Origin of the sequence: Gordonia sp. CPCC 205515, assembly GCF_048537925.1 — a bacterium.
Taxonomy (GTDB): Bacteria; Actinomycetota; Actinomycetes; order Mycobacteriales; family Mycobacteriaceae; genus Gordonia.
On sequence record NZ_JBCLVJ010000021.1, the window covers coordinates 1 to 22,048 of the forward strand.

Genomic DNA, 22,048 nt, shown 5'->3' on the forward strand with positions numbered 1-22,048 from the left:
ACCCCCACAGTGATCGCGGCCAGTGGGCTCCCTCGCGGGACGCGAGGGGGTCCCGGCGGGCGACACCCGGAGGACGCTTGCCGTGTCGGTCATCCGGTGACCACACAGAAATTTCCGCCGGGCGTGCGCAGAGACGTCATGCGCACACCCGGCGGTGGCAGAAAGGTTCAGATGTCGATCAGAACGGCAGCGGTGCGACCGGGATATCCAGTGCGGCACCAACTTCCGGGGTGAAGAGCTGACCGTCGTGGGTCGACAAGCCGGCGGCCAGGGTGGCGTCGGCGCGGCAGGCCTGCTCCCAGCCCTGGTCGGCGAGACGGAGCACGTAGGGGAGGGTGGCGCCGGTCAGTGCCATCGTCGAGGTGCGTGCCACAGTGCCCGGCATGTTCGCGACGCAGTAGAAGACGGTGTCGTGCACGGTGAAGGTCGGGTCGTCGTGGGTGGTGGCCCGCGAGTCCTCGAAGCAACCACCCTGGTCGATCGCGATGTCGACCAGCACGGCGCCCGGCTTCATCTGCGAGACAAGGTCATTGGAGACCAGGACCGGGGCTTTGGCGCCCGGCACCAGGACTGCGCCGATGACCAGGTCGGCCTCGCGGACGGCTTCGGCCAGCGCGAGCGAGGTGCTGTAGCGGGTGTGGACGCGGCCGCCGAAGCGTGCGTCGATGGCGCGGAGCTTCGTGATATCGAGGTCGAACACGGTGACCTGAGCGCCCATGCCCATCGCGATCGTCGTTGCGTTGACGCCGCTGACGCCGCCGCCGATCACGACGACGTTGGCCGGCTCGGTGCCGGGGACACCGCCCATGAGGACACCGCGGCCGCCCTCGGACTTCATCAGGTGGTACGCACCGACCTGGGGTGCGAGACGTCCGGCGACCTCGCTCATCGGGGCGAGCAGGGGCAGCGAGCCGTCGGCGGCGCGCACGGTTTCGTAGGCGATCGAGGTGGTCTTCGACTCGAGGAGGGCCTCGGTGCAGGGGCGGCTGGCCGCCAGGTGCAGGTAGGTGAACAGGGTCTGGCCTTCGCGCATCAGCGAGTACTCGGACGCGATGGGCTCCTTGACCTTGAGGATCAGGTCGGCCTGCTCCCAGACCTGCTCGGCGGTGGACAGGATCTGTGCGCCGGCTTCCTTGTAGTCGATGTCGTGGAAGGACGAACCCTCACCCGCGCCAGCCTGGATGACAACCTCGTGGCCGCGATTGTGCAGCTCAGCGACGCCGGCCGGAGTGATGGCGACGCGGTACTCGTGGTTCTTGATCTCGGTGGGGATGCCGATAAGCATGACGGGTGCTCCTGAAGTATTCGGGAATGTGGACTGCGAGGTGATCCGCAACACTGCGATAACTCAAGAGTGAAGGAACATCGAAAAGAGCACAATATCTGTGTCGATAATTCTCTAAGATGGCGCTCGTGATGACGATAATTCGAATGATGCGATCATGATGGCCCCGCAGCCGAAGGATGTTCGAGCTGCCGATCCGCTGCTCGATGAGACCGACCGCACACTCCTGCGTCTCCTGCAGACCGATGCCCGCATGCCCAACAGTGAGCTGGCCGCCCGCGCCGGAATTGCCGCCTCGACCTGCCACGGACGGATCCGCCGCCTCGGCGATCTGGGCGTGATCCGCGGCTACTTCGCCGACGTGGACCCGGCCGCGGTCGGTCGGCCGTTGCGGGCGATGGTGGCGGTGAGCCTGCAGGCCGACGCTCGCGGTCAGATCCGGCAGTTCGTCGGAGAGATCGAACGGCACGATGCGGTGATCGACGTCTTCTTCCTGGCCGGCACCGACGACTACCTGCTGCACGTCGCCACCGCCGACACCGAGGCACTCCGGCAGTTCGTCGAAATCCTCAACGCCCGACCCGAGGTGGCCGGCACCACCACCTCGCTGGTGTTCGAGCATCGGCGCGGCGGTGCGCCGATCTTCTGATCGTCGCAGCCCAATAGACTCGGTGGTCGGACAGACGCGGTACGACGAAGGGACTCGAGGAACGATGTCAGGTGAAATCCGGGTGGGCGTACTCGGCAGCAATGGCAAGGTCGGTCAAGCGATCGTCGCCGCGGTCGACTCGGCCGACGATCTGACCTTCAGCGTCGGCGTCGACAAAGGCGACACGCTGGAGAACTTCGTCTCCGCCGATACCGCTGTTGTGGTGGATTTCACCCACCCCAGTGTGGTGATGGACAACTTGAAGTTCCTGATTCACAACGGGATTCATGCCGTCGTCGGCACCACCGGCTTCACCGAGGAGCGGTTGGCTCAGGTGCGGGAGTGGCTCGCCGACAATCCGGGCGTGGGCGTACTGATCGCGCCCAACTTCGCGATCGGCGCGGTCCTCTCGATGCGGTTCGCCGCCCAGGCCGCGCGGTTCTATGACTCCGTCGAGGTCATCGAACTGCATCACCCGCACAAGGCCGACGCTCCGTCGGGCACGGCGTACCGGACGGCCAAGCTGATCGGGGAGGCGCGCGCCGAGGCCGGCGTCGGACCGAGTCCCGACGCGACCACCGAGGAACTCGAGGGTGCCCGTGGCGCGGTGGTCGACGGCGTACATGTGCACTCCGTCCGGCTCGCCGGGCTCGTCGCGCATCAGGAGGTGCTGCTCGGCACCGAGGGGGAGACCCTGACGATCCGTCACGATTCGCTCGACCGGACCTCGTTCGCTCCCGGCGTGCTGCTCGGAGTCCGCGAGATCGGTAAGCGCGCCGGACTGACCGTCGGCCTGGAAGAACTGATGGATCTGTAGGGCATGGCGAAGAAGGATCACAACAACCGCGACGCGCGCCCGATCGTCTGGGTGATCGGGTTTCTCGTCGTCGCCATGATCGTCTACTTCGCCATCCTCGGATGGCGGGGTATCTCGCTCATCTCCACCGGGACGGTCGCCGGTATCGGTATCGGCATCGGCGTCATCATCCTGCCGTTCATCGGGGCGTGGCTGATCTACGCGACCCTGCGGGCGGGCATCGAACACCAGAAGCTCGCCCGGATCATGGTCGAGGAAGGCCGGGAGCTCGACGTGACGTCGTTGCCTCGGCGCGCCTCGGGACGCATCGAACGCGACGCCGCCGACGACCTGTTCGCCCAGGTCAAGCAGGAGTGGGAAGCCGATCCGAACGACTGGCACAACACCTATCGGATCGCTCGCGCCTACGACTACGCCGGCGACCGCAGCCGCGCCCGGCAGATGATGAAACGTGCAGTGGCGCAATACAACGGGCAGGAAGCATGAGCACCCTGCTGATCATTCACCACACGCCGTCGCCGTTCTGCCAGGCGATGTTCGAGGCGGTCATCTCCGGGGCGACCGATTCGGAGATCGAGGGCGTCGAGGTCGTCCGTAAGGCGGCGCTGTCGGTGACCGCGTCGGATGTGTTGGACGCGGATGGCTACCTGCTGGGGTCGCCGGCCAATCTCGGCTACATCTCGGGCGCGCTCAAGCACGCGTTCGATCAGATTTACTACCCGTGCCTCGACTCCACCAAGGGCCGACCGTTCGGCCTCTACCTGCACGGCAACGAGGGCACCGAAGGTGCCGAGCGGGCCGTGGATGCGATCACCACCGGGCTGGGGTGGACCAAATCCGCCGAGTATGTGGTGGTGTCGGGCAAGCCCGGCAAGGACGACCTCGAGAAATGCTGGGAGTTGGGCGCGACCGTGGCCGCTGGGCTGATGGCCTGATCAGATCCCAGAATCTCTTTCTCGTTCACCGGCCCGGAGAGCGGGCAACTCGTTGTCGTTCAACCCAATTCGACGTTGCCTGACGACCCTGGCCGGCCAGGTCGGCGAGGACCGCGCGGTGCGAGTTGTCCGGTCGTTTCAGCGCCCGCGCGGTCATCCCCAGGACGGGCCCGAGGCGCGTCATGTCCGCGGGTCGGCGGGTGCGGGAGAACACGTCGGTGAAGATGTTCGCGTACGTGGGATCGGCGGCTGCCCGGCGATAGAGCTCGTATTCGATGGGGGTCGGCGGCTGCCCGGCCGCAAGGAGATTGGTCCACTGATAGATCTCCAGGCAGTCGACCTCGCGCTGGTGCGCCCACGTGCGGGTCGCTGCGTCGAGTGCGGCCAGGTCGGTGGGACCGGTGGCGCCGAGAATAGGGGCCACCGCCTCGCCGAGTAGTCGCCCGTAGCGCAGTGCATCCCGAATGCCCTGTGCGGTCACGGGATCCTTGAAATGTCCGGCGTCGCCGGCCAATGCCCACCCGGGTCCCGCCGAGGTCCGGAAATAGGATTCGATATCGGTGCAGGCGCGGACCGTGGACTTGAGTTCGGCGCCATCGAGTCGCTCGGCCAAGCCGGGGAGGGCCGCGATGCCCCGCAGATAGGCGTCTTTCGCCTTGCGGCCCTTGAACTCTGGGGCCAGTGCCACCGGCGGCTGTAACAGGGAGAGGACATCGCCCCGGTCACAGGGAAACGCGGTGCCAAGCAGGCCGCCGACGCGCCACTGGGCGGCGATGTGCCGACGTTCGGGGTGCGGATCGCTCCAATAGGCGAAGAAGCAGGCGCGGCCGCTCGGGGCAGACCGGTACGGGGTGGTGGCGCCGACCTGCGCGGCGATGACGCTCTTACGTCCATCGGCGCCGATGATCAAGGGGGCGTGGGCTTCTCGGAGCGCACCGGACTTCTCGGTGTAGCGGATGCCGGCGACGCGCCCGCGGTGATGGATCACCTCGGTGGCGCGGCAGCCTTCACGGATGTCGGCGCCGGCGGCGCGGGAGGTGGCGACGAAGGCGTCGTCGAGTGCCGTGCGCCGGACACACATCGCATAGTTGAAGCCGTCATACGGCGAGTACCCGATCTGGAAGCCGATACCTTCGAGGTCGGCCTGCGCGATCGGAAGTCGCGGGGCGCCGACGGCTTCGACCCTGCTCAACGCGCCGATCGCGTGGATTTCGGCCATGGTGGCCGGCCAGAGCAGGTGGGTGGAGAGAGTATCGGACGGAAAGGTCGCGGCGTCGAGGCCGAGCACACGCAGCCCGCGTTCGGCGAGCGCGATCGCCGCGGCGTTACCCGCGCAGCGGGTGCCGACGATGACGGCGTCAAAGGTCTCGATCTCGGCTGACATCACACTCCCCGAAGTGTGTCGGCGCTACGGTTGTCCCGACTCTAGCGGGTCGGAACCCGTCCTTTGCCCGAATCAGCCGATGACCTCGTCGTAGCCGTAGGAGATGACGCCGATCGCGTGGGGCCCGGTCGCGGTGCGCACGACCTGCAGTTCCTCGACGAGACCGGAGTGGGCGCCGTGCTTGCCGCGGAGTCGGTGGGTCCACACCTCGCGCCAAATGGCCTGCCGCGCTGCCTGCTTGTCGTTCGCGTCGGCGATGGGGACGTCGATGCGCTGGTCATTGAAGCGGACGGGATGTGTCTGCATGCTCACTCCTTGCGTGACGTACGCCACACATCGTCGCACCTGCGTCATCGGGGGTCGGGTTTATCGGCGGCGTGTCGCCGATAGGGCGAGTCGCTCAGCGCAGGGTGTCGCCGACCGACACGGCAACCTCGGGGATTCCCGAATTCAGGACGCGAGCGGCGTCCCGAGCGATATCGGCGTCGTAAAAGCCCACGATGCGGCGGTGGTCGTCGGTGGCGCGGACCTCGTAGTAGCGCGTCGACTTGCTGTCCTCGACGGCGATGACGCGGTAGGCGTCCATGCGTAGTTCGTCGAGGGCGTGGGTGCGGTGGCCGTCGATGGCGGCGCTGATGGCCGGCGTGGGCAGCTGGGCGAAGTGCGCCAGGTGAACCAGCTCGGACGCCCGTGCCGGGGCGGTTTGGCTTGCGTAGGCGATCTCGGTGATGAGAGCGGTCGCGAGTGCAGTGTCGTTCATGGGGTTACAGCTTTCCTTCGTGCGATTTGTTCAGAATGCGGACACCATTGACCGTGCCTTCACGCTACGCGCCGGGGATGAGAGATGTCTGAGATCCGGGGTACGTCACAGCCGCTTCGAAGCGGTGTCCGGCAACACATTTGGCTGTCGTGGGTGCAGTGGTGCAGAGAAGTTCGCGAAAGCGATTACGAGGCGGTCGGAATGGGTTTCGTTCGCCATCGATGATATCGAATTATGTTACTGCGCATATACTTTCAGCCGGAGATCAAAGCGGGACAAGGGTATCGCCAGCCGCCAGAGCTGGTGGGAATGAAGATCTGCGGCTGCCGGTCACTCGGCATCAGCGTGGACGTAGGCGCAACGCGCCGGGTCAGATAGATGCGGCGTCGATCACCACTGAGCCGGGATGTGAGGAATCAGCTGATGGTGCCGCTGACCGGCCTACTACACTGGTCCCCGTGAGTTCGGCCACCCACGACATTACCTCGACCGCGACCATCCCGACCCCATACGAGGACCTGCTGCGTCTGGTGCTCGAGACCGGCACGCCCAAGGCGGACCGCACCGGGACCGGTACACGGAGCCTGTTCGGACATCAACTCCGATACGACCTGTCCGCGGGGTTCCCACTGGTCACCACAAAAAAGGTGCATCTGAAGTCGATCGTGTACGAACTGCTGTGGTTCCTGCGCGGCGACTCCAATGTGCGCTGGCTGCAGGAACGCGGTGTCAGCATCTGGGATGAGTGGGCCGACGAGCAGGGTGAGCTCGGACCGGTCTACGGCGTCCAGTGGCGCAGCTGGCCGACACCGTCGGGCGACCACATCGACCAGATCTCCGCGGCGTTGGAGATGCTCAAGACCAACCCGGACTCGCGGCGCAACATCGTGTCGGCGTGGAACGTGGGGGAGATCCCACAGATGGCGCTGCCACCGTGCCACGCGTTCTTCCAGTTCTATGTCGCCGACGGCAAGCTGTCCTGCCAGCTCTATCAGCGCAGCGCCGACCTGTTCCTCGGAGTGCCGTTCAACATCGCGTCGTACGCGTTGTTGACGCACATGATGGCGCAGCAGGCGGGGCTGGACGTCGGCGAGTTCGTGTGGACCGGCGGCGACTGCCACATCTACGACAATCACGTCGAGCAGGTGCAGCGCCAGTTGTCGCGTCAACCATATCCGTACCCGAAGCTGGAACTGCGGCACCGGGATTCGATCTTCGACTACGAGTTCGACGACATCGCGGTGGTCGGCTACGAGTCCCATCCGGGCATCAAAGCGCCGGTGGCGGTCTAGGTGGGTCCGATGAGCAACCGAACAGTCATCGTGGTGTGGGCCCAGGATCGGGCGGGCGCGATCGGCCGCGACAACACCATCCCGTGGCGGGTACCCGAGGACATGGCGCGCTTTCGCGAGCTGACCACCGGGCATGCGGTGATCATGGGTCGTAAGACATGGGAGTCATTGCCGCCCAAGTTTCGTCCGCTGCCGGGTCGGCGCAATGTGGTCATCACCCGATCGTCGGGCTTCGTCGCGGAGGGTGCCGAGATCGTCGGCGGGCTGGCCGAGGCGCTCGACCTCGCCGGCGACACCGTGGTGATCATGGGTGGTGGGCAGATCTACAGTGCGGCAATGGAATCGGCCACCCACCTGCGGATCACCGAGATCGACATGCTCGTCGAGGGTGCGGACGCGTTCGCGCCGGAGGTCGACCCGTATGCCTGGGATGCCGCCGAGTCGGGGGAGTGGCTCACCTCGTCGTCGGGGGTCAGATATCGCTTCGTCGACTACGTCAGGCATGCGCTCGTGCGCGGATGAGCCGATCAGACTTGTCGGCCGCACAGGCCCGGCGAATCGCCCTGGGCGCGCAGGGATTCACCGACCGAGTGCCGACCGGGACGCCCACGCTCACACATCTGCGTCGGGTGGTCGGGCGCACCCGACTGCTGCAGATGGACTCGGTCAACATCGCCGCCCGCGCGCACTACATGCCGCTGTTCAGTCGACTCGGCCCCTACGATCCGGAACTCCTCGACCGTGCGGCGTGGCGCCCACGGCGGGGAGATCGGCTCCTCGTCGAATACTGGGCGCACGAGGCCGCGCTCATCCCGATCGATGACTGGCCGCTGTTCGGTTGGCGCCGAGACGAATTCCGTGGTGGACGGTATCGGTACACGCGAGAGGTCATGCGCCGCAACCGATCGCTCGCCACCGACGTCCAGCACGTCATCGTCGAGCACGGCGCGAGCACACCGAGGCAGATCGAAGCGCACCTCGGGATCGAACGCGAACCGGGAACCGTCGGAAGTTGGTGGCAGCGAGGCGAGGTCAAGCATGTGTGCGAGGCGATGTTCGCGGCCGGTGACTTGTCGGCGACTCGCAACGGTAACTTCGTGCGACACTACGACCTGACCGACCGCGTCGTCGGCGCAGACCGGGCCGCGATGCGCATCGACAAGGCCGCTGCCCATCGGGAACTCGCCGCACGGGCCGCATCGGCGCTCGGTGTCGGGACAGTCGCCGACATCGCCGACTACTACCGCTGCAAGACCGCCGACATGCGGCCGGCCGTCGACGATCTCGTCGAGGCCGGTGAACTCACGCCGGTCGCGGTGGCCGGGTGGAAGGATCCGGCCTACCTGCACACCTCGGCCAAGATCCCGCGTCGCATCGACCGGTCGGCGATCCTGTCGCCGTTCGACCCGCTCGTGTTCTTCCGCCCGCGGGCCGAACGGCTCTTCGACTTCCACTACCGCATCGAGATCTACGTGCCCGAACACAAACGCGTGCACGGCTATTACGTGCTGCCGTACCTGCTCGGCGACGACATCGCGGCGCGTGTCGACCTCAAGGCCGACCGCAAGGCCGGCGTCCTGCACGTGCTTGCCGCACACCTCGAACCCGGCCGCGACGCACATCGCGTGGCCGACCGGCTGGCGGCCGACCTGCGGGCGATGGCCGGCTGGCTGGGGCTCGACGGTGTGGCCGTCGCGGAGCGCGGTGATCTGGCAGTAACGCTCGAGGCGGCCGTACGCGTCACTGGTTGACGCGCACCACCATCTTTCCGGTGTTCTGCCCGCGCATCAGACCCAGGAACGCGTCGACGGCGTTGTCGATGCCGTCGACAACGGTCTCGTCATGTACCACATCGCCCTTGGCGATCCACTGCGCCATTTCGGCGGTGAACTCGGGCAGCTGATCGAAGTGGTGGCCGACGGTGAAGCCGCGTAGCGTCAGGCCGCGGGTGATGATGTTGGCCATGTTCGCCGGTCCGGGGGTGCGCTCGGTGCTGTTGTACTGGGCGATCGCACCGCACAGCGCCGCTCGGCCGCCGTCGTTGAACGAATCCAGCGCCGCCTCGAGGTGATCGCCGCCGACGTTGTCGAAGTAGACGTCGATGCCGTCCGGGGCGGCCGCCCGCAGCTGCTTACGCACCGACGGTTCGTCCTTGTAATTGAACGCCGCGTCGTAGCCGTAGCGCTCGGTCAGCAGCGCAACCTTCTCTGCCGAACCCGCCGACCCGACGACGCGCTTGGCGCCCTTGAGGCGGGCGATCTGGCCGGCGGCGGTACCGACCGCGCCCGCTGCACCGGAGATGAACACGGTGTCGCCGGGCTGCATGCCGGCGACGGTGAGCAGACCGACGTAGGCGGTGAGTCCGGTCATACCGAGCATGCCCAGATACACCGATGACGAAAAGCCCTGCGGCGGTTCGGGAAGCTTGCGGAACCCGGCTGCGTCCTCCTGCACCACATCGCGCCAGCCGTACTGATGCGACACCAAAGCGCCGACCGGCAGGTCGTCGACGGTCGATTCGACGACCCGGCCGACCGCGCCGCCGGTCATCGTCTCGTCAAGGCCGAAGGGCGGAATGTAGCTGCGGGTGTCGATCATCCGGCCACGCATATACGGGTCGACGGAGATGAACTCGTTGGCCACCCGTACCTGGCCCGGCGGCAGGTCGTCGTAGTCGACGGTGACGGTGCGGAAATCCGCGTCGGTGGGCCAGCCGACCGGGCGGTTGACGAGCTGGATCTGGGTGCTGTTGTGCGACATGGTAATACCTTTCGATCGAGGAATCAGAGGGCGGTCAGGGACAGGGCGGCCAGTGCCAGGACGGGTGCGGCCGCTTGGATCAACGCGGGTCGACCCTTGGTGCGATCGGCGGCTACCAGCACGACGGCCGCCAGCGCCATCGAGCCGCATCCGGCCACGATCAGCGTGGTGCCGACCGCGGTGTGACCGAGCAGCAGTGTCACGGCGCCGATCGCGGCCATCGCCGCGAGGAAGAGGTTGTAGAACCCCTGGTTGAAGGCCAACTGGCGGGTCGCCGCGGCCTCGGCCTCGGTGGTGCCGAAGACGGCACGGCCACGCGGGGTGGTCCACCACAGTGCTTCGAGCGCGAAGATGTAGACGTGGATCGCGGCGGCAATGCAGGCGAGCACTGCGGCTAGAACTGTCATGGGTGCGCTCCGGTTCCTTTTTGAACTGACCGTTACACAATAGGGGTAGACTGGCCGCCGGAGCAAGTGTGTGGAAAGGAAACGTGATGGGCAGAACACAGGCGTACGACACCGCCGAGGTCGTTGGTGCCGCTCGAAACCTGTTCTGGCAAAAGGGTTTCGATGCGGTATCGGTAAGTGACGTGGAACGGGCGACCGGCTTGTCGCGGTCGAGCGTCTACCACGCTTTCGGCAGCATGCGCGGTCTGTTCGACGCGGTCGCGCAGGAGTACCTGACCACCGTCGTGCGGCCACAACTCGAGCCATTGCGTGCACCCGAGGTGGCGCCGGATGCACTACAGAAACACCTCCGCAGGATGGCCGCCGCCATCGAGCGCCTATCCGACAGCGGCGACCCGACCGGCTGTCTGCTCGTCGCGACCACCGGCACCACCCTCGGCGACGACGCCGCGGTCCGCGAGGTCATCGCCGCCTATCACGCCGAACTACTCGCCGCGGTCAGTGCCGGCGTGGCGGCCCGATACCCGGACGCCGATGCGGCGACCGCCGCCGATCGCGCGACCATCATCACCGGAGCGCTGGTCGCCGCGCAGACGCTCGCGCGGATCAACCCGGCCGAGGCGACGCGACTCCTCGATGTGACCGCAGCCACGCTCGACAAACAGCTCGGCTGAGCACCGCTGCGATAGGGTCACGACGACATTTGATCAAGCGGACATTTGATCGAGCGGACATTCGCGAACGTAAAGGGACTTCGATGACGGTTTCGTACCACGGCCGGGACTACCAGCTGGTGATGTTCGACCTCGACGACACGCTGGCGCCGTCGAAGAGCCCGCTGCCCGACGCGATGGTCGACGTCCTGCAGCGGCTGCTGTCGTCGACGAAGGGCTGCGTCATCTCGGGCGGCAACTTCACGCAGTTCGAGAAGCAGGTCATCGCCCGACTGGGCGTGTTCGACGGCGAGGCCAACCTGCACCTGATGCCGACGTGCGGCACGCAATACGTGCGGTGGTCGGGCAGCGTGTGGGAGACCGTCTACGCGGAGTACCTGAGCGACGACGAGAAGCGGCGCACGCTGGCGACCCTCGAGGCCGGGGCCAAGGAGCTCGGGCTGTGGGAGGCGAAGCCGTGGGGGCAGATTCTCGAGGACCGTGGCAGCCAGATCACCTTCAGTGCGTTGGGGCAGACCGCGCCGGTCGACGCCAAGGCCGCGTGGGATCCGGACGGTGCGAAGAAGGAGCGCTTGCGCGCTTACGCCGCGGACGAACTCCCGGACCTCGAGGTGCGCAGTGGCGGGTCGACGTCGGTCGACGTCACCAAGAAGGGCATCGACAAGGCCTACGGCACCAAGAAGCTGATGGACATCCTCAGTCTCGGCATCGACGACATCCTGTTCTTCGGTGACCGGCTCGACGAGGGCGGCAATGACCGCCCGGTCAAGGACCTCGGCGTCGAGTCGGTCGCCGTCGAGGGGTGGGAGGACACCTGCGCGAAGCTGTCCGCCCTCCTCGACGGCTGACCCGAGACTCACCCGGAAGGGAAGTGCTCAGCGCAGGCCGTTGCCGCTGTCGGTGAGCAGCGACTTCTTCAGGCTCGCGATGTCGGCGTCGGTCAGGCCCAAGCCCTTGTGCACGTAGTTGTCGAAGCTGCCGTACTTCTGGTTGGCGGTGTCGAACGACGCGTTGAGCAGCGAGATGTTCACTCCGTTGAGCGGATCGTTCGGGCTCGCATGCCGATAGACATTGCTGGCCAGATAATCGGCGTTCACCGTCTTGCGATCGACACCGAGGATGGTCAGCAGGGTGGCCGCGGTCCAGCCGGTGCGGTCCTTGCCCGCAGTGCAGTGGAAAAGGGCGGTGTTGCCGGCGGCGGTGGTGTTCTTGATGTTCAGCAGCGTGTTGCGGAACGCCTGGCGGGCCTGCGGGTCGGTGATGAACGCGCGGTAGGCCGACTGCAGATCGATCAGCGTCGTCGGCGGCGTCGCGCCGAGCACGTCGAAGTGGTGCAGCGTCGCACCAGGGACCGGCTTGTCGGGCTGGAGTGAACTTTCCAGCGAGGTCCGCAGGTCGACGATCGAGGTCACCTTCAGCTTCTTCAGCGTCTGCTGGTCGGTGGGGGTGATGCGGGACAGGTTGTCGCTGCGAACCACGTTGTTACGGATCGACTTTCCGTCGGTGGTCCGGTACGCGGAGAAGGTGCGGGTGTTGTCGGTGCCCTGCAGGTCGATGAGCTGGCGGGTCGCGGTCGGCGCCGGGGCGGGAGCGGGAGCCGGGGCGGCGGCGGCGACCGCGGGCGCGACCACGGCCGGGGTCGTCACGATGGCGGCCGCGGCGAGAGCACCCGCAAGGCGTCGGCGGAGGGCTGAATTTTGGATGGTCATCTGACTGACGCTAGCCCACACGGATCGGCATCGAATCGGCCCGGCGGAAATGTTCACCGCGATGCCAGGACTCTGCAACCATTGACCGCGAATGACATAGCCGAGATGGGGGATCTCATGAGGAACGTCGTCAAACCACGCGTGATAGCTGCCGCACTGGCCCTGACCGCGCTGGTCAGCGGATCAATCACCATCGGGGTGGGTTCGGCGCAGGCAGCGCCCGGCGATGCGCTCCCGGCGTGCGCCGGCGTCGGCGCGCCGCGCGTGCTGGCCGATCAGCCGGGCAGCGTCTTCGAAGCCGCCACCTTCGACCGACGGGGGCGGCTGCTGCTCAGCGACTGGATCGGCAACCGTCTCGACGTGATCGACCGCTCCGGTGCGCGTCCACGTCTACTGTCGCCCGTGGACTCGCCCGGCGGACTCGCGCCCGAGCCGAACGGCCGGGTGCTCGTCGGATCGGGCGTCACCGGATCCACCCTCCCGGTGGGCGCCACGCCCGCCCGGCTCGTCGCGGTCGATCCCGCAACCGGGCGCACCACCGTGCGCGCCTCCGGCCTGTCCGGCGCCAACGGCGTCGCCCGCGGACCCGACGGCACCGTGTACGTGTCCAGTGCTGCGGCATCGGGGATCGACCGGATTCGTCCCGACGGACACGTCGACCACGGCTGGTACGGGGCCACCCCGGCCAACGGCCTGGCGGTATCGCCGGACGGAAAAACGTTGTACGCCAACGTCTCCCTGGGTGATACGCGGATCATCGCGATCGACACCCGAACCGCCGTCGGACATACTTACTTCCGGCCACCGGCCGGGCTGGGGTGGGTGTTCTTCGACGACCTCGACATCGATCGGGCCGGCCGTCTCTACCTGCCGACCTACCTCGGCGGGCAGGTGTGGCGGATCGACCGCAACCGCACGGCGTGCGTCCTTGCGACCGAGCTGCTGGTCCCGGCTGGGATCACGGTCGGTGCCGACGGGTCCGGGTTCTCGGCGCGCAACGTCTACGCCACCACGCACGCGGGCCGCGTCGTCGAGATCCCCGGGGCGATTCCGCGTAACTGATCGTCGGCGGCTCTGGCAACGTCGCCGGAAAGAGCGCAGAATTCGCGTCATGGCCGTGGATATGGACCGGTTCACGATGTCGCGCCTCGCGGAACTCCGATGGTGCCCGATGCGACGGCGGGTCCGGGCCAAGGTCGGCAACCGGACCATCGTCGACTCGATCGACGTCGTGCAGGTGTGGGAGCCGTATCGGGTCGTTGGCTGCTACGCGGTGCCGGTCGCCGACATCGATCCGGCGCTCGAAAACTCGACAGCGGTGTCCAAGGCGGCCGAGCACCCGCCGATCCTCACCCCGGACCACCCCTTCGGACTCCACACCGCCTCGGGCACCTCCTGGGACATCCCGGTATCCGGTCAGACCCTGACCGCGGCGGCATTCGTCCCCGACGACCCCGACCTCGCCGGATACGTCGCGTTGGACTGGGCGGCATTCGACGAATGGTGGGACGAAGAGGATCTGGCCGTGTCCCATCCGCACGATCCGTTCAAGCGGATCGACTGCCTGGCGACGTCGCGCCACGTCGTCGTCCGGATCGGTGACACCGTCCTCGCCGAATCCCACCGGCCCACCCTGCTCCTCGAGACCTACCTGCCGCCGCGGCACTACTTCCCCCGCGACGATGTGCGGATGGATCGATTGGTGCCGAGCGAGACCCGGACCGCCTGTGCGTACAAAGGACATGCGACCTACTGGTCGGCACTCGTCGACGGGGAACTCGTCGCCGACGTGGCCTGGACCTATCTCGACCCCCTGCAGGACGGCTTGCCGGTGCGCGACCTGATCTGCTTCTACGACGATCGGGTCGACCTGACGGTGCACGACGCTCGCGGGCGGTGACCCACAGGGCGCTGCGGAGCGGATCGGGTCGCTCATGGACAATCGACCCCGACCACGTCGCAACGACCGGCGGTGGTGAACGCTGCGCGGAGGAGGAGAAACGTGTCCGAGATGGTGCCGCTGAGGGTGCAGATGGTGGCCGCCACCGAGTTCACGCCGCCACCCGACATCGACTGGAGCACTGACGCCGACGGTGGGGAAGCGCTCGTCGAGTTCGCCGGTCGCGCCTGCTATCAGAGCTGGGACAAGCCGAATCCGCGGACCGCGACCAACGCCGGCTACCTGCGGCACATCCTCGAGGTCGGGCACCTGTCGTTGCTCGAACACGCGTCGGTCACCTTCTACATCACCGGCATCTCCCGCTCCTGCACCCACGAGCTGATCCGGCACCGGCACTTCTCCTACTCGCAGCTCTCGCAGCGGTTCGTCCCCGAACACGACTCCAACGTCGTCCCGCCGCCGGCCATCCTCGGCGACCCGGAACTCGAGGCGCTGTTCACCGAGGCCACCGACGCCAGCCGCAAGGCCTACACCGAGTTGCTCGACGCCCTGGAGGCGAAGTTCGCCGACGTCCCCAACGCCATCCTGCGGCGTAAGCAGGCCCGGCAGGCCGCGCGGTCGGTGCTGCCGAATGCGACCGAGACCAAGATTGTCGTCACCGGCAACTATCGGGCCTGGCGGCACTTCGTCGGGATGCGGGCCACCGAGCACGCCGACGTGGAGATCCGGCAGCTCGCGGTGGAGTGTCTGCGGCAGCTGATGCGGGTCGCGCCGACGGTGTTCGGCGACTTCGAGATCGGCACCCTGGCCGACGGCACCGAGGTCGCGACGTCGCCGTTTGTCCTCGAAGGCTGACGGAGGCGCCGACCCGGCGCGTCATCCGCGCCCACGTACGTCGACACGCTCCGCAGGCGGTAGCCTTGAGCACCATGAACGCAGGCGCGGACCAGCTCCACACGCATCCTTTCGGGACCATCGGCGTGGCCATGGTGACCCCGTTCAAGCCCGACGGTTCGATCGATCTGGATAAGGCCGCCGAACTGGCCGAACACCTCGTCGCCAAGGGCTGCGACGGGCTCGTCGTCTCCGGCACCACCGGCGAGTCGCCGACGACCACCGTGACCGAGAAACTCGACCTGCTGCGCGTCGTCCTGGACGCCGTCGGCGACCGCGCGCGCATCACCCAAGGCGCGGGCAGCTACGACACCGCGGAGAGTGTCCGATTCGCCATCGAGTCCGAAAAGGTCGGGGCGCACGGACTGCTCGTGGTCACGCCGTATTACTCGAAGCCGCCGCAGGCCGGGCTGCTCGGGCATTTCCGGGCGGTGGCCGACGCCACCGACCTGCCGGTGCTGCTCTACGACATTCCGCCGCGCTCGGTGGTGCCCATCGCCAACGAGACGATGCTGGCGCTCGCCGAGCACCCGAACATCAAGGGCGTCAAGGACGCCAAGGGCGATCTGCATTCGGCGGCCGGCATCATCGCATCGACAAATCTCGAGTACCTCTCCGGTGAAGACGCACTCAACCTGCCGTGGTTGGCGGTCGGCGCCACCGGCTTCGTCAGCGTGATCGGACACCTCGTCGCAGATCGCCTGCGAGACATGCAGATTGCGGTCGAAAAGGGTGACCTCAAGACAGCCCGCGAGCTGAACCTCTCGATGCTGCCGCTGGTCAACGCGATGGGCCGACTCGGTGGCGTCACCATGGTCAAGGCGTCGCTGCGCATCCTCGGACTCGACGTCGGCGATCCCCGGCTTCCGCAGGTGCCGGCGGACGGACCGCAGATCGAGGCACTGATCGCGGATCTCCGTGCGGCAGGGGTGCTTTCCTGATGACGGGACCGGGACGTCGGCGCCGTACCGCGAGCCGCAAGGCGGGTCCGCCGGAGCCGCCATCGGCGGACACCGGTCGGCCGGCCGAAACCGAACCACGGCACGCCGCCCCGGAGCCGGAGGCGCGGAGCAAGCAGTCCGATGGCCAAAACCGTTCGGGTAGCGGCAAACACGAGCGGCGCGGTGGCGGCAACCGCGACCGTCGGGACAACAAGCGGGACACTCGCGGCGCAGGGGCGTCGGTGACCCCCGCCGTCGACCGACTCGGCACCCCGCGCAAGGCGCCACGCAACGGACTGCGCATCGTCGCGCTCGGCGGCATCGGCGAAATCGGCCGCAACATGACGGTTTTCGAGTACAACAAGCGACTCCTCATCGTCGACTGCGGTGTCCTCTTCCCCGAGGACGCACAGCCGGGCGTCGACCTGATCCTGCCGGACTTCACCTATATCGAAGACCGTATGGATGACATCGACGCGATCGTCCTCACCCACGGTCATGAGGACCACATCGGGGCGCTGCCGTTCCTGCTGCGGCTGCGCAGCGACATCCCCGTCGTCGGCTCCAAGTTCACCCTTGCCCTCGTCGACGCCAAGTGTCGTGAACATCGGTTGCGGCCCAAGCTGATTCAGGTCACCGAAGGGGAGCGCACCCAGCACGGCCCGTTCGACTGCGAGTACTTCGCGGTCAACCACTCGATCCCGGATGCGATCGCGGTGGCCATCCGCACAGGTGCTGGGGTGGCGCTGCACACCGGTGACATCAAGCTCGACCAGCTTCCGCTCGACGGGCGGCTCACCGACCTCGCCGGTTTCAGCCGGCTCGGCGACGACGGCGTGGACCTGTTCCTCGTCGACTCCACCAACGCCGAGGTGCCCGGCTTCGTCACACCCGAACGCGAGATCGGCTCCGTCCTCGACCAGGTGATCGGCCGCGCGAAGCAGCGGGTGATCGTCGCATCGTTCGCCAGCCACGTGCACCGCATCCAGCAGATCGTCGACGTCGCGCACGCACACAACCGGCGTGTCACGTTCGTCGGACGGTCGATGGTGCGCAACATGCAGATCGCGCAGGACCTCGGCTACCTGACGATTCCGGCGGGCGTCGAGGTCGACCTGGACACCGCGGCCACCCTGCCCGACAACCGCCTTGTCCTCATCTCGACCGGCTCACAGGGCGAACCGCTCTCGGCGCTGTCGCGGATGGCGCGCGGCGAACACCGGCAGATCAACATCCGCGCCGACGACCTCGTCGTCCTCGCATCCTCACTCATCCCGGGCAACGAGAACTCGGTGTTCGCGGTGGTCAACGGACTCGCGCGGCGCGGTGCGACGGTCATCACCCAGCAGAGCGCCAAGGTGCACGTCTCCGGGCACGCGTCGGCGGGGGAGTTGCTCTACCTCTACAACGCGGTCCGGCCCACCAACGTCATGCCGGTGCACGGCGAATGGCGGCATCTGCGGGCCAACGCCAAGTTGGCGGTGGCAACCGGCGTGCCCGAGGAGCGGGTGGTGCTGGCCGAGGACGGCGTGGTGGTCGACCTGGTCGACGGTCGCGCCGAGATCGTCGGTCGAGTACCGGTCGGTTACGTCTACGTCGACGGACTGTCGGTCGGCGACGTCGGCGAGTCGACACTCTCGGAACGACTGGTGCTCGGTGAGGGCGGATTCATCGCCATCACCGTCGCGGTGGACCCGGAAACCGGGCGCGCCATCAGCACCCCGGAGATCTCCGGGCGCGGCTTCTCCGACGACCCCGACGCCCTCAAGGCGGCGGCCGACATCGTCGCCAAGGCGCTCGACGGCCTCGCCGCCGAGGGTGTCACCGACATTCACCGGATCGCGCAGACCATTCGCCGGGCGGTCGGCAAGTGGGTCGCCGACACCTACCGTCGCCGCCCGATGATCGTGCCGACGGTGCTTGCCGTCGAATCCTGACGTCGTCGGAGGACGGCGCTACTGTGTGAGTGGTGACACTCGCCCAAGATGAACGCGCCGCCCTCGTCGCCACGCTGCGGGATGTCGGTCCCGACGCACCCACGCTGTGCGACGGCTGGACCACCAAAGATCTGGTGGCCCACCTCGTGGTTCGGGAACGCCGCCCCGACACCGGTCCCGGCATCATGATCAAGCAGTTCGCCGGTCACACCGAGAAGGTGCGGGCCGACGCGGCCGACCAGCCGTGGAGCTCGTTGCTCGATCAACTCGCCTCCGGTCCACCGATCTGGTCGCCGTTCAAGTTCGTCGATCGGTTCGCGAACCTCGCGGAGATGTTCGTGCACCACGAGGATGTGCTGCGGGGCGCGGCCGCCCCGGACTCCGACTGGACCCCGCGCACGCTGCCGGACGACATGCAGCAGGCACTGCTGACACCGGCCAAGACGATGGGCAAGATGGCGCTGCGCCAGGCACCGGCGGCGACCACTTTGGAAACCGCCGACGGCCAGGTTGTCGCCTCGGGCGGCAAGGGTGCGCCGGTCACCGTCGTCGGCACACCTGGTGAGCTGGTCCTCTTCGCGTTCGGACGGGCGCCGATCAGCGTCACCTACACCGGGGCCGACGACGCGGTGGCCGCGGTCGCATCGGCGAAGCGGGGATTCTGACGTTTCCCCCGATCCCTGAGCTTGTCGAAGGGTTACGAATTCGCTACACAACCGCGTTACCCCTGTTGCCCCTGTTTCTGATGTGACGGGAGCCGACTAGGCTGTCGGGCATGGCTTCGAAATCGACCACGGGTGCGCGGAAGACATCTGCCCGGCAGACTCCCGCGCGCGCGACCGCCGGAAAGACGAAGTCGAGTAGCCGGGGGGCCAACAGCACCAGTACCAGCAAGCGCGCGTCGTCGGCGTCGCGCTCGACCTCGGGTACCCGCACCAGCTCGTCGACCCGGAAATCGGGCGCAACACGCAAATCGGGTGCCACCAACACACGGGGCACCCGCACCCAAGACGCCTCGGCCGACATCCACCGCAAATCGGTGGCCGCCTCCGGTGCCTCTGCGGTCGGACGCGGACTCGGCGCCGGCTGGGGGCTGATGGCGCGCGGCGTCGGCAGCCTCGCCCGCGCCGGCGGGGGACACCCCCGGCCCGAGAGATTCCGCGACGACGAACCACTCGACGACGGCTTCGACATCGACGGACCGCTGCTCGACGACCCACTCGGCGAGGACGACGAACCCGACGTCCGGCCTCGCGCGCGGTCGGGCACCCGTGACGTGTCTGGGCGTGACCTGTCTGGGCACACCCACCGCCGCGACGGCACCGCGCTGGCGCTGCTCGCGATCGCCCTACTCGTCGCCGCGAGCGTCTGGTTCGGCGCCGGCGGACCGGCCGGTGCGTTCATCGACGCGTTGGTCCGCGCGATCGTCGGATCGATTGCGGTGATCGTGCCGCTCGCCCTGCTGGCGTGGGCGATCATGCTGATGCGCCGCCCACCGAATCCGGAACATCGCGGCCGCTACCTCGGTGCGGGCCTGCTGGTGGTGCTGCCGATCCTCGGTCTCATCCACCTCGTGGCCGGCGCACCGATCGACTTTCCCGGCCGCTCGCACGCCGCAGGCTTCGTCGGCTTCGCCGTCGGAACGCCGCTCACCGCCGGCGTCTCCGCATGGATCTCCGTGCCGATTCTGTTGCTGTGCATCGCGTTTGGTGTCCTGATCATCAGCGGCAAGACGGTGCGCGAGGTGGCCGATCTGGTGTCGGGGTACCTCGGACTCGGTGTCGGGTCGCGTCGATCCGACGACAACGCTGCACCGTGGGACGACGAGGACGATTACTACGACGACGAGTACGACGATGCCGAGCCGCTCGACGACGAGCAGGTGACCGAGGTCATCGCCGACCGCAGCGGGTACTCGCCCGACCCGTTCGACAACTACCCGCCCGACGCTCCGCCCGCACGGCGATCCCGTCGGTCGCGCCGGCCGGTCGATCCCGATGTCGACGCCGCTGACTTCGCCGCCGCGGACACCGTGTCCTTCGACGACGAGGTCACCGAACCGCTGGGCGAGCCCGAACCCGAGGCCGCGCCGACGCCCGCCCGCGCGCGCAAGACGCCGAAGCGATCCGCTCCCGAACCCGCCGCACCCGCCGAGACGGTCGACGTCGCCGCGGCACCGCCGATGCCGTTCCCGGCCACACCGAGCGCCGAGGGTGACTACCAGTTGCCGCCGTCGTCGCTGTTGGTCGACGGCGAACCGCCCAAGCAGGGTGGACGATCCAATGACGAGATGATCGAGCGGATCGGGGAGGTCCTCGAGCAGTTCAAGATCGATGCGGCGGTCACCGGCTACACCCGCGGCCCGACCGTCACCCGCTATGAGGTCGAACTCGGTCCCGGCGTCAAGGTCGAGAAGATCACCGCGCTGCAGCGCAACATCGCCTACGCGGTGGCCACCGACAACGTGCGCCTGCTCGCGCCGATCCCCGGCAAGTCGGCGGTCGGTATCGAGGTCCCCAACAGCGATCGCGAGATGGTCCGGCTGGCCGACGTGCTCAACGCACCGAAGACCCGCAAGGACACCCATCCGCTGGTCATCGGCCTCGGTAAAGACATCGAGGGCGAGTTCGTCAGCGCCAACCTGGCCAAGATGCCGCACCTGCTGGTGGCCGGTTCGACCGGCTCGGGTAAGTCGAGCTTCGTCAACTCGATGCTGGTGTCGTTGCTGACCCGCGCGACCCCCGACGAGGTCCGGATGATCCTCATCGACCCCAAGATGGTGGAACTGACACCGTACGAGGGCATCCCGCACCTGATCACCCCGATCATCACGCAGCCGAAGAAGGCGGCCGCGGCGTTGGCGTGGCTGGTCGAGGAGATGGAACAGCGCTACCAGGACATGAAGGCGTCCCGGGTGCGGCACATCGACGACTTCAACAGCAAGGTGCGCTCGGGCGAGATCACCACCCCCCTGGGCAGCGAACGGGTCTACACGCCGTACCCGTACATCCTCGCCATCGTCGACGAGCTCGCCGACCTCATGATGACCGCGCCCCGCGACGTCGAGGACGCGATCGTGCGCATCACGCAGAAGGCGCGTGCCGCCGGGATCCACCTGGTGCTCGCCACTCAGCGGCCGTCGGTCGACGTGGTCACCGGTCTGATCAAGACCAACGTGCCGTCGCGGCTGGCGTTCGCGACGTCGTCGCTGACCGACTCGCGCGTCATCCTCGATCAGCCCGGCGCGGAGAAGCTGATCGGCATGGGCGACGGCTTGTTCCTGCCGATGGGCGCGAGCAAACCGATCCGCATGCAGGGCGCCTACATCACCGACGAGGAGATCCAGGCGGTCGTCGACTTCACCCGAGTGCAGGGCGAACCCGAGTACACCGAGGGTGTCACCGCCGCGAAGGCCGGCGACAAGAAGGAGATCGACGGCGACATCGGCAACGACCTCGACGATCTGCTGCAGGCCATCGAGCTCGTCGTGTCCAGCCAGTTCGGGTCGACGTCGATGCTGCAGCGCAAGCTGCGCGTCGGATTCGCCAAGGCCGGCCGCCTGATGGACCTGATGGAGACGCGTGGCGTCGTCGGACCCTCGGAGGGATCCAAGGCGCGTGAGGTGCTGGTCAAGCCCGACGATCTGGCCGGGGTGATCGCGTCGATCACCGGTGGCGGGGACGAGGGTGGCAGCGAATAGCGTT

23 protein-coding genes are annotated in these 22,048 nt (G+C 67.4%); 16 read left to right on the forward strand and 7 right to left on the reverse strand.

Annotation, left to right across the window (positions count from 1 at the left end; translation table 11 throughout):
* Positions 1-178: 178 nt before the first annotated feature.
* A complete protein-coding gene (gene ald / locus AAFP30_RS26090; protein WP_419232964.1) occupies positions 179-1,285 on the reverse strand; it encodes an alanine dehydrogenase in 1,107 nt (368 codons plus the stop codon).
* Between the two features lie 160 nt (positions 1,286-1,445).
* Here ald and AAFP30_RS26095 point away from each other — a divergent pair, with 160 nt between their 5' ends.
* The 4 genes from AAFP30_RS26095 (at position 1,446) to AAFP30_RS26110 (ending at position 3,686) form a co-directional block, all read left to right on the forward strand.
* The gene (locus AAFP30_RS26095; RefSeq protein WP_419233074.1) at positions 1,446-1,934 is read left to right on the forward strand and encodes an Lrp/AsnC family transcriptional regulator; all 489 of its coding nucleotides are present in this window, start codon (positions 1,446-1,448) and stop codon (positions 1,932-1,934) included.
* A gap of 64 nt (positions 1,935-1,998) precedes the next feature.
* Positions 1,999-2,751 (forward strand): 4-hydroxy-tetrahydrodipicolinate reductase, encoded by a 753-nt coding sequence (dapB, locus tag AAFP30_RS26100; RefSeq protein WP_419232965.1) that lies wholly within the window; start codon positions 1,999-2,001, stop codon positions 2,749-2,751.
* Between the two features lie 3 nt (positions 2,752-2,754).
* A complete protein-coding gene (locus AAFP30_RS26105) occupies positions 2,755-3,237 on the forward strand; it encodes a hypothetical protein (RefSeq protein WP_419232966.1) in 483 nt (160 codons plus the stop codon).
* Positions 3,234-3,686 (forward strand): flavodoxin family protein, encoded by a 453-nt coding sequence (locus AAFP30_RS26110; RefSeq protein WP_419232967.1) that lies wholly within the window; start codon positions 3,234-3,236, stop codon positions 3,684-3,686. The genes AAFP30_RS26105 and AAFP30_RS26110 overlap by 4 nt, the downstream gene beginning before the upstream one ends.
* 25 nt (positions 3,687-3,711) lie before the next feature.
* On the opposite strand, the gene AAFP30_RS26115 is transcribed toward AAFP30_RS26110, so the two are convergent.
* From AAFP30_RS26115 to AAFP30_RS26125, 3 genes are all read right to left on the reverse strand, one after another.
* A complete protein-coding gene (locus tag AAFP30_RS26115) occupies positions 3,712-5,070 on the reverse strand; it encodes an NAD(P)/FAD-dependent oxidoreductase (RefSeq protein ID WP_419232968.1) in 1,359 nt (452 codons plus the stop codon).
* Between the two features lie 72 nt (positions 5,071-5,142).
* On the reverse strand, positions 5,143-5,376 hold the full coding sequence (locus tag AAFP30_RS26120; protein WP_419232969.1) for a hypothetical protein: 234 nt from the start codon (positions 5,374-5,376) through the stop codon (positions 5,143-5,145).
* A 94-nt stretch (positions 5,377-5,470) separates the two neighbouring features.
* Positions 5,471-5,830, reverse strand: coding sequence for a hypothetical protein (locus AAFP30_RS26125; RefSeq protein WP_419232970.1), 360 nt, complete (start codon positions 5,828-5,830; stop codon positions 5,471-5,473).
* 458 nt (positions 5,831-6,288) lie between these two features.
* Between AAFP30_RS26125 and AAFP30_RS26130 the strand changes: the two genes are divergently transcribed.
* Genes AAFP30_RS26130 through AAFP30_RS26140 form a run of 3 tightly spaced genes read left to right on the forward strand, consistent with a single transcriptional unit; the run spans position 6,289 to position 8,873 of the window.
* On the forward strand, positions 6,289-7,122 hold the full coding sequence (locus AAFP30_RS26130) for a thymidylate synthase (RefSeq protein ID WP_419232971.1): 834 nt from the start codon (positions 6,289-6,291) through the stop codon (positions 7,120-7,122).
* 9 nt (positions 7,123-7,131) lie between these two features.
* Complete coding sequence (locus tag AAFP30_RS26135) at positions 7,132-7,644, forward strand: dihydrofolate reductase (RefSeq protein WP_419232972.1); 513 nt, start codon at positions 7,132-7,134, stop codon at positions 7,642-7,644.
* A complete protein-coding gene (locus AAFP30_RS26140; protein ID WP_419232973.1) occupies positions 7,641-8,873 on the forward strand; it encodes a winged helix-turn-helix domain-containing protein in 1,233 nt (410 codons plus the stop codon). The genes AAFP30_RS26135 and AAFP30_RS26140 overlap by 4 nt, the downstream gene beginning before the upstream one ends.
* Here AAFP30_RS26140 and AAFP30_RS26145 read toward each other — a convergent pair.
* The gene (locus AAFP30_RS26145) at positions 8,863-9,882 is read right to left on the reverse strand and encodes an NADP-dependent oxidoreductase (RefSeq protein WP_419232974.1); all 1,020 of its coding nucleotides are present in this window, start codon (positions 9,880-9,882) and stop codon (positions 8,863-8,865) included. The genes AAFP30_RS26140 and AAFP30_RS26145 overlap by 11 nt on opposite strands.
* 23 nt (positions 9,883-9,905) lie before the next feature.
* Positions 9,906-10,289: a DUF1304 domain-containing protein gene (locus AAFP30_RS26150; protein WP_419232975.1), complete on the reverse strand. Its 384-nt coding sequence runs from the start codon at positions 10,287-10,289 to the stop codon at positions 9,906-9,908.
* 86 nt (positions 10,290-10,375) lie between these two features.
* Between AAFP30_RS26150 and AAFP30_RS26155 the strand changes: the two genes are divergently transcribed.
* Both AAFP30_RS26155 and AAFP30_RS26160 read left to right on the forward strand, forming a co-directional pair.
* Entirely contained in the window at positions 10,376-10,963 is a 588-nt protein-coding gene (locus AAFP30_RS26155) for a TetR/AcrR family transcriptional regulator (RefSeq protein ID WP_419232976.1), read from the forward strand.
* Between the two features lie 83 nt (positions 10,964-11,046).
* A complete protein-coding gene (locus tag AAFP30_RS26160; RefSeq protein WP_419232977.1) occupies positions 11,047-11,811 on the forward strand; it encodes an HAD-IIB family hydrolase in 765 nt (254 codons plus the stop codon).
* Positions 11,812-11,838: 27 nt separating this feature from the next.
* Here the strand turns inward: AAFP30_RS26160 and AAFP30_RS26165 are convergent, their stop codons facing one another.
* Positions 11,839-12,672 carry a tyrosine-protein phosphatase gene (locus AAFP30_RS26165; protein WP_419232978.1) on the reverse strand — a complete coding sequence of 278 codons (834 nt, stop codon included), beginning with the start codon at positions 12,670-12,672 and terminating at the stop codon, positions 11,839-11,841.
* 117 nt (positions 12,673-12,789) lie between these two features.
* Between AAFP30_RS26165 and AAFP30_RS26170 the strand changes: the two genes are divergently transcribed.
* The 7 genes from AAFP30_RS26170 (at position 12,790) to AAFP30_RS26200 (ending at position 22,044) form a co-directional block, all read left to right on the forward strand.
* Positions 12,790-13,734, forward strand: a complete 945-nt coding sequence (locus tag AAFP30_RS26170) for an SMP-30/gluconolactonase/LRE family protein (protein ID WP_419232979.1) — start codon at positions 12,790-12,792, stop codon at positions 13,732-13,734.
* Between the two features lie 49 nt (positions 13,735-13,783).
* Complete coding sequence (locus AAFP30_RS26175; RefSeq protein ID WP_419232980.1) at positions 13,784-14,572, forward strand: DUF427 domain-containing protein; 789 nt, start codon at positions 13,784-13,786, stop codon at positions 14,570-14,572.
* A gap of 102 nt (positions 14,573-14,674) precedes the next feature.
* Positions 14,675-15,427, forward strand: coding sequence for an FAD-dependent thymidylate synthase (gene thyX / locus AAFP30_RS26180; protein WP_419232981.1), 753 nt, complete (start codon positions 14,675-14,677; stop codon positions 15,425-15,427).
* Between the two features lie 74 nt (positions 15,428-15,501).
* A complete protein-coding gene (gene dapA / locus AAFP30_RS26185) occupies positions 15,502-16,407 on the forward strand; it encodes a 4-hydroxy-tetrahydrodipicolinate synthase (protein WP_419232982.1) in 906 nt (301 codons plus the stop codon).
* Complete coding sequence (locus AAFP30_RS26190) at positions 16,407-18,344, forward strand: ribonuclease J (protein ID WP_419232983.1); 1,938 nt, start codon at positions 16,407-16,409, stop codon at positions 18,342-18,344. The genes dapA and AAFP30_RS26190 overlap by 1 nt, the downstream gene beginning before the upstream one ends.
* Before the next feature lie 32 nt (positions 18,345-18,376).
* Positions 18,377-19,009 (forward strand): TIGR03085 family metal-binding protein, encoded by a 633-nt coding sequence (locus AAFP30_RS26195; RefSeq protein WP_419232984.1) that lies wholly within the window; start codon positions 18,377-18,379, stop codon positions 19,007-19,009.
* A 110-nt stretch (positions 19,010-19,119) separates the two neighbouring features.
* On the forward strand, positions 19,120-22,044 hold the full coding sequence (locus tag AAFP30_RS26200; RefSeq protein WP_419232985.1) for a DNA translocase FtsK 4TM domain-containing protein: 2,925 nt from the start codon (positions 19,120-19,122) through the stop codon (positions 22,042-22,044).
* The last annotated feature ends 4 nt before the right edge of the window (positions 22,045-22,048 follow it).

Coding starts and splice junctions, on each gene's coding strand:
- AAFP30_RS26175 (WP_419232980.1), top strand. CDS start 13,784: ATGGCCGTGGATATGGACCGGTTCACGATGTCGCGCCTCGCGGAACTC.
- ald (WP_419232964.1), bottom strand. CDS start 1,285: ATGCTTATCGGCATCCCCACCGAGATCAAGAACCACGAGTACCGCGTC.
- dapB (WP_419232965.1), top strand. CDS start 1,999: ATGTCAGGTGAAATCCGGGTGGGCGTACTCGGCAGCAATGGCAAGGTC.
- AAFP30_RS26110 (WP_419232967.1), top strand. CDS start 3,234: ATGAGCACCCTGCTGATCATTCACCACACGCCGTCGCCGTTCTGCCAG.
- AAFP30_RS26115 (WP_419232968.1), bottom strand. CDS start 5,070: ATGTCAGCCGAGATCGAGACCTTTGACGCCGTCATCGTCGGCACCCGC.
- AAFP30_RS26125 (WP_419232970.1), bottom strand. CDS start 5,830: ATGAACGACACTGCACTCGCGACCGCTCTCATCACCGAGATCGCCTAC.
- AAFP30_RS26150 (WP_419232975.1), bottom strand. CDS start 10,289: ATGACAGTTCTAGCCGCAGTGCTCGCCTGCATTGCCGCCGCGATCCAC.
- AAFP30_RS26200 (WP_419232985.1), top strand. CDS start 19,120: ATGGCTTCGAAATCGACCACGGGTGCGCGGAAGACATCTGCCCGGCAG.
- dapA (WP_419232982.1), top strand. CDS start 15,502: ATGAACGCAGGCGCGGACCAGCTCCACACGCATCCTTTCGGGACCATC.
- AAFP30_RS26190 (WP_419232983.1), top strand. CDS start 16,407: ATGACGGGACCGGGACGTCGGCGCCGTACCGCGAGCCGCAAGGCGGGT.
- AAFP30_RS26135 (WP_419232972.1), top strand. CDS start 7,132: ATGAGCAACCGAACAGTCATCGTGGTGTGGGCCCAGGATCGGGCGGGC.
- AAFP30_RS26095 (WP_419233074.1), top strand. CDS start 1,446: ATGGCCCCGCAGCCGAAGGATGTTCGAGCTGCCGATCCGCTGCTCGAT.
- AAFP30_RS26140 (WP_419232973.1), top strand. CDS start 7,641: ATGAGCCGATCAGACTTGTCGGCCGCACAGGCCCGGCGAATCGCCCTG.
- AAFP30_RS26170 (WP_419232979.1), top strand. CDS start 12,790: ATGAGGAACGTCGTCAAACCACGCGTGATAGCTGCCGCACTGGCCCTG.
- AAFP30_RS26105 (WP_419232966.1), top strand. CDS start 2,755: ATGGCGAAGAAGGATCACAACAACCGCGACGCGCGCCCGATCGTCTGG.
- AAFP30_RS26145 (WP_419232974.1), bottom strand. CDS start 9,882: ATGTCGCACAACAGCACCCAGATCCAGCTCGTCAACCGCCCGGTCGGC.
- AAFP30_RS26155 (WP_419232976.1), top strand. CDS start 10,376: ATGGGCAGAACACAGGCGTACGACACCGCCGAGGTCGTTGGTGCCGCT.
- AAFP30_RS26160 (WP_419232977.1), top strand. CDS start 11,047: ATGACGGTTTCGTACCACGGCCGGGACTACCAGCTGGTGATGTTCGAC.
- AAFP30_RS26165 (WP_419232978.1), bottom strand. CDS start 12,672: ATGACCATCCAAAATTCAGCCCTCCGCCGACGCCTTGCGGGTGCTCTC.
- AAFP30_RS26120 (WP_419232969.1), bottom strand. CDS start 5,376: ATGCAGACACATCCCGTCCGCTTCAATGACCAGCGCATCGACGTCCCC.